At 43.5% G+C, this 4,373-nt stretch carries 4 protein-coding genes and 1 pseudogene; 2 read left to right on the top strand and 3 right to left on the bottom strand.

Translation table 11 applies throughout. The features are described 5' to 3' along the window. Positions 1 to 547: 547 nt before the first annotated feature. Complete coding sequence (locus AB0M56_RS50315; protein WP_072094256.1) at positions 548 to 1,165, bottom strand: SDR family oxidoreductase; 618 nt, start codon at positions 1,163 to 1,165, stop codon at positions 548 to 550. Between the two features lie 84 nt (positions 1,166 to 1,249). Beyond that, a protein-coding gene (locus AB0M56_RS50310) for an IS1-like element IS1A family transposase (RefSeq protein WP_094096600.1) occupies positions 1,250 to 1,947 on the bottom strand; the annotation gives its coding sequence in 2 pieces (ribosomal slippage) (positions 1,250 to 1,698 and positions 1,698 to 1,947; 699 coding nt in all). A gap of 278 nt (positions 1,948 to 2,225) precedes the next feature. Here AB0M56_RS50310 and AB0M56_RS50305 point away from each other — a divergent pair. Beyond that, entirely contained in the window at positions 2,226 to 2,885 is a 660-nt protein-coding gene (locus AB0M56_RS50305; protein ID WP_000412211.1) for a type A-1 chloramphenicol O-acetyltransferase, read from the top strand. A 132-nt stretch (positions 2,886 to 3,017) separates the two neighbouring features. Here AB0M56_RS50305 and araC read toward each other — a convergent pair whose 3' ends face one another. Next, positions 3,018 to 3,863 (bottom strand): arabinose operon transcriptional regulator AraC, encoded by an 846-nt coding sequence (gene araC / locus AB0M56_RS50300; protein ID WP_000852387.1) that lies wholly within the window; start codon positions 3,861 to 3,863, stop codon positions 3,018 to 3,020. 395 nt (positions 3,864 to 4,258) lie between these two features. On the opposite strand from araC, the pseudogene AB0M56_RS50295 reads away from it, so the two are divergent. Next, positions 4,259 to 4,354 (top strand): annotated as a pseudogene (locus AB0M56_RS50295) (co-chaperone GroES); the annotation flags it as partial. Between the last annotated feature and the right edge of the window lie 19 nt (positions 4,355 to 4,373).

Genomic DNA, 4,373 nt, shown 5'->3' with positions numbered 1-4,373 from the left:
ATATTAACATCTATTTATTTATGATATCTCACAGGGTTTAATATTTTATAAATGTTATTAACAAGACCAGCAGGTTTATCTTTAACAATTATAAAAACACAAACCAATAACTATTGGTGCAATTTATCTGGAGCAATGCTATTTAAAATCTTATTCTTAATAAAAAATGTAGTAAAATCTTGTAAAAAATAAATTTATAATGCTTTATGGAAAACCTAAATGAAATATACATTCATCCATTTTTTGTTAAGAATATTAAATTACAGATCGTTTATTAAAATAACTAAAACTCAAAAACAGTCATGTTATAAGTAAAACATTGATAATTACATGTTATATTAGGCCATGATAAATAAACATAATTTAAATAAGGTAGTAGCATAATGAAATTTATAGTACTAATCATTTTTGTTTACTTATTAACTTTAATGATTAATCATTTATGATTACTATCTGTAAAATGATTATTAGCCACTACCTGTGATATAGCGTTTGTTAATTGCCCACCGGTTAATTAACACCCGTATAATTCTCTATCAATTACAAATCATCTTCCATCTTTACGGATATCAACAATAAGCCCTGTTCTGTTTGAGCCTAACACTTTAAGGCTTGTAAGGGCAACATCTTTGGGGTCAAGAAGCAAGTCGCTTGGTTCAACGCCAAAATTCGATGTTCTCATCGGTGTTGCAGTTCTTTCTGGATTAATACAATTAACTTTTATGTTGTCTGAGGTCCATTCTTCTGCAATTGCTTGGGTAAAGTTTACAATTGCAGCCTTCGAAGATGAATAAAGAGCATAATAAGAACGTCCACGAGTATACGAACTTGATGTAAAATTCAATAGCATCCCTGAAGATTTTTTTAAATATTTTTTTGCAGCGATAGCTATATTAACAGCGCCAACATAATTAATGCCTATTAGAGAATTCACTTCATTAAATGTAAGTGCATCAATTGGTTTCTTTATCAAAACACCAGCTGTATTTATTATATAATCTATTGATCCCAACTTTTCATTAACATTATTAAGGAAGTGTTCTATATTCTCGATATTAGCAATATCAACATTATTGAAAGAACGACTTGCAACTTCAACATTTGCGCCTAATAAAATTGCCTCCTTTTGTATTTCCAATCCAATACCACTGTTCCCACCAAAGATGACAATATTTTTCCCTTTAATAAAACTTAAATCATCACCTGTAGAAAAAGATATTTTATTCGCTTCCTGGGTAATGACTCCAACTTATTGATAGTGTTTTATGTTCAGATAATGCCCGATGACTTTGTCATGCAGCTCCACCGATTTTGAGAACGACAGCGACTTCCGTCCCAGCCGTGCCAGGTGCTGCCTCAGATTCAGGTTATGCCGCTCAATTCGCTGCGTATATCGCTTGCTGATTACGTGCAGCTTTCCCTTCAGGCGGGATTCATACAGCGGCCAGCCATCCGTCATCCATATCACCACGTCAAAGGGTGACAGCAGGCTCATAAGACGCCCCAGCGTCGCCATAGTGCGTTCACCGAATACGTGCGCAACAACCGTCTTCCGGAGACTGTCATACGCGTAAAACAGCCAGCGCTGGCGCGATTTAGCCCCGACATAGCCCCACTGTTCGTCCATTTCCGCGCAGACGATGACGTCACTGCCCGGCTGTATGCGCGAGGTTACCGACTGCGGCCTGAGTTTTTTAAGTGACGTAAAATCGTGTTGAGGCCAACGCCCATAATGCGGGCTGTTGCCCGGCATCCAACGCCATTCATGGCCATATCAATGATTTTCTGGTGCGTACCGGGTTGAGAAGCGGTGTAAGTGAACTGCAGTTGCCATGTTTTACGGCAGTGAGAGCAGAGATAGCGCTGATGTCCGGCGGTGCTTTTGCCGTTACGCACCACCCCGTCAGTAGCTGAACAGGAGGGACAGCTGATAGAAACAGAAGCCACTGGAGCACCTCAAAAACACCATCATACACTAAATCAGTAAGTTGGCAGCATCACCCGACGCACTTTGCGCCGAATAAATACCTGTGACGGAAGATCACTTCGCAGAATAAATAAATCCTGGTGTCCCTGTTGATACCGGGAAGCCCTGGGCCAACTTTTGGCGAAAATGAGACGTTGATCGGCACGTAAGAGGTTCCAACTTTCACCATAATGAAATAAGATCACTACCGGGCGTATTTTTTGAGTTATCGAGATTTTCAGGAGCTAAGGAAGCTAAAATGGAGAAAAAAATCACTGGATATACCACCGTTGATATATCCCAATGGCATCGTAAAGAACATTTTGAGGCATTTCAGTCAGTTGCTCAATGTACCTATAACCAGACCGTTCAGCTGGATATTACGGCCTTTTTAAAGACCGTAAAGAAAAATAAGCACAAGTTTTATCCGGCCTTTATTCACATTCTTGCCCGCCTGATGAATGCTCATCCGGAATTCCGTATGGCAATGAAAGACGGTGAGCTGGTGATATGGGATAGTGTTCACCCTTGTTACACCGTTTTCCATGAGCAAACTGAAACGTTTTCATCGCTCTGGAGTGAATACCACGACGATTTCCGGCAGTTTCTACACATATATTCGCAAGATGTGGCGTGTTACGGTGAAAACCTGGCCTATTTCCCTAAAGGGTTTATTGAGAATATGTTTTTCGTCTCAGCCAATCCCTGGGTGAGTTTCACCAGTTTTGATTTAAACGTGGCCAATATGGACAACTTCTTCGCCCCCGTTTTCACCATGGGCAAATATTATACGCAAGGCGACAAGGTGCTGATGCCGCTGGCGATTCAGGTTCATCATGCCGTTTGTGATGGCTTCCATGTCGGCAGAATGCTTAATGAATTACAACAGTACTGCGATGAGTGGCAGGGCGGGGCGTAATTTTTTTAAGGCAGTTATTGGTGCCCTTAAACGCCTGGTTGCTACGCCTGAATAAGTGATAATAAGCGGATGAATGGCAGAAATTCGAATAGTTACGGCTTATGACATCTTTGTGGACACATCATTCACTTTTTATTCACATCCGGCCCTGAACTCGCTAGGACTTGCCCCGGTGCATTTTTTAAATACCCGCGAAAAATAGAGCTGATCGTCAAATCCAACATTGCGCCCAACGGTCGCTATCGGCATTCGCGTAGTGCTAAGCAGAAGTTTCGCCTGGCTGATACGCTGATCTTCGCGCCAGCTCAATACGCTAATGCCTAACTGCTGGCGGAACAGATGTGATAACCGGGAGGGCGACAGGCAGACATGCTGGGCGACGCTGGCGATATCAAAATGGCTGTCCGCCAGATGGTCGCTGATATACTGGCAGGCATCGCGCACACGGCTATCCATCGGCGGGTGCAACGACTCATTAATTACCGCCATACGTCTGAGCAACAACTGCTCCAGCAGATTGATCGCCAGTAGCTCAGAATAGCGACCTTCCCCTTGCCCGGCGCTGATGATCTGCCCGAACAGTTCGCTGAAATGCGGCTGGCGCGCCTCGTCCGGGCGGAAAAATCCTGTCTGGGCAAAGATTGTCGGCCAGGTCAGCCACTCCTGCCAGTAGGCGCGAGGCCGGAAATAAACCCACTGGTGATACCACTCGCTGGCGTCCGGATGCCGTCCATAGTGATGAATCTCGCCCGGCGGAAACAATAATATATCGCCAGGCCGACAGACAAACTGCTCGCCATTATTATTAATGACGCCCTCTCCGCGGATGGTCAGGTTAAGAATATATCCCTTCATGCCCAACGGACGATCGATAAAAAAATCCAGATATCCATTCGCTTCAATTGGCGTCAGCCCGGCGACCAGATGGGCATTAAATGAATATCCCGGCAATAGCGGATCATTTTGCGTTTCAGCCATGATTTCTCTACCCCCCGATGTTCAGAGAAGAAACAAATTGTCCATATCGACCAGGACGACAGAGCTTCCGTCTCCGCAAGACTTTGCGCTTGATGAAAGCACGTATCAACCCCGCTTGTGAAAAGCGCTTTGTAACAAAAGCGTACAGTTCAGGCGATAAAATTAAGTAACAGAAGTGTCTATAACTATGGCTGGAATGTCCACATTGAATATTTGCACAGCGTCACACTTTGCAAAGCATTAGCATTTTTGTCCATAAGATTAGCGGATCCTGCCTGACGGTTTTTGCCGCGACTCTCTATAATTTCTCCATACCTGTTTTTCTGGATGGAGTAAGACCATGGCTCGAGGCGTCACCCATAACAGATACGGACTTTCTCAAAGGAGAGTTATCAATGAATATTCGTCCATTGCATGATCGCGTGATCGTCAAGCGTAAAGAAGTTGAAACTAAATCTGCTGGCGGCATCGTTCTGACCGGCTCTCCTTCCTGAAAGCGCCGCTGACCCC

It is taken from the genome of Amycolatopsis sp. NPDC051372 (assembly GCF_040682095.1).
In the GTDB taxonomy this organism is placed as follows: Bacteria; Actinomycetota; Actinomycetes; order Mycobacteriales; family Pseudonocardiaceae; genus Amycolatopsis.
Note: the sequence above shows the minus strand (reverse complement) of the source record. Positions and strands in the feature narration are given on the sequence as shown.

Bases quoted from the DNA above. Each gene is read 5' to 3' on its own strand.
- AB0M56_RS50305 (WP_000412211.1), top strand. From the start codon at position 2,226: ATGGAGAAAAAAATCACTGGATATACCACCGTTGATATATCCCAATGG.
- araC (WP_000852387.1), bottom strand. From the start codon at position 3,863: ATGGCTGAAACGCAAAATGATCCGCTATTGCCGGGATATTCATTTAAT.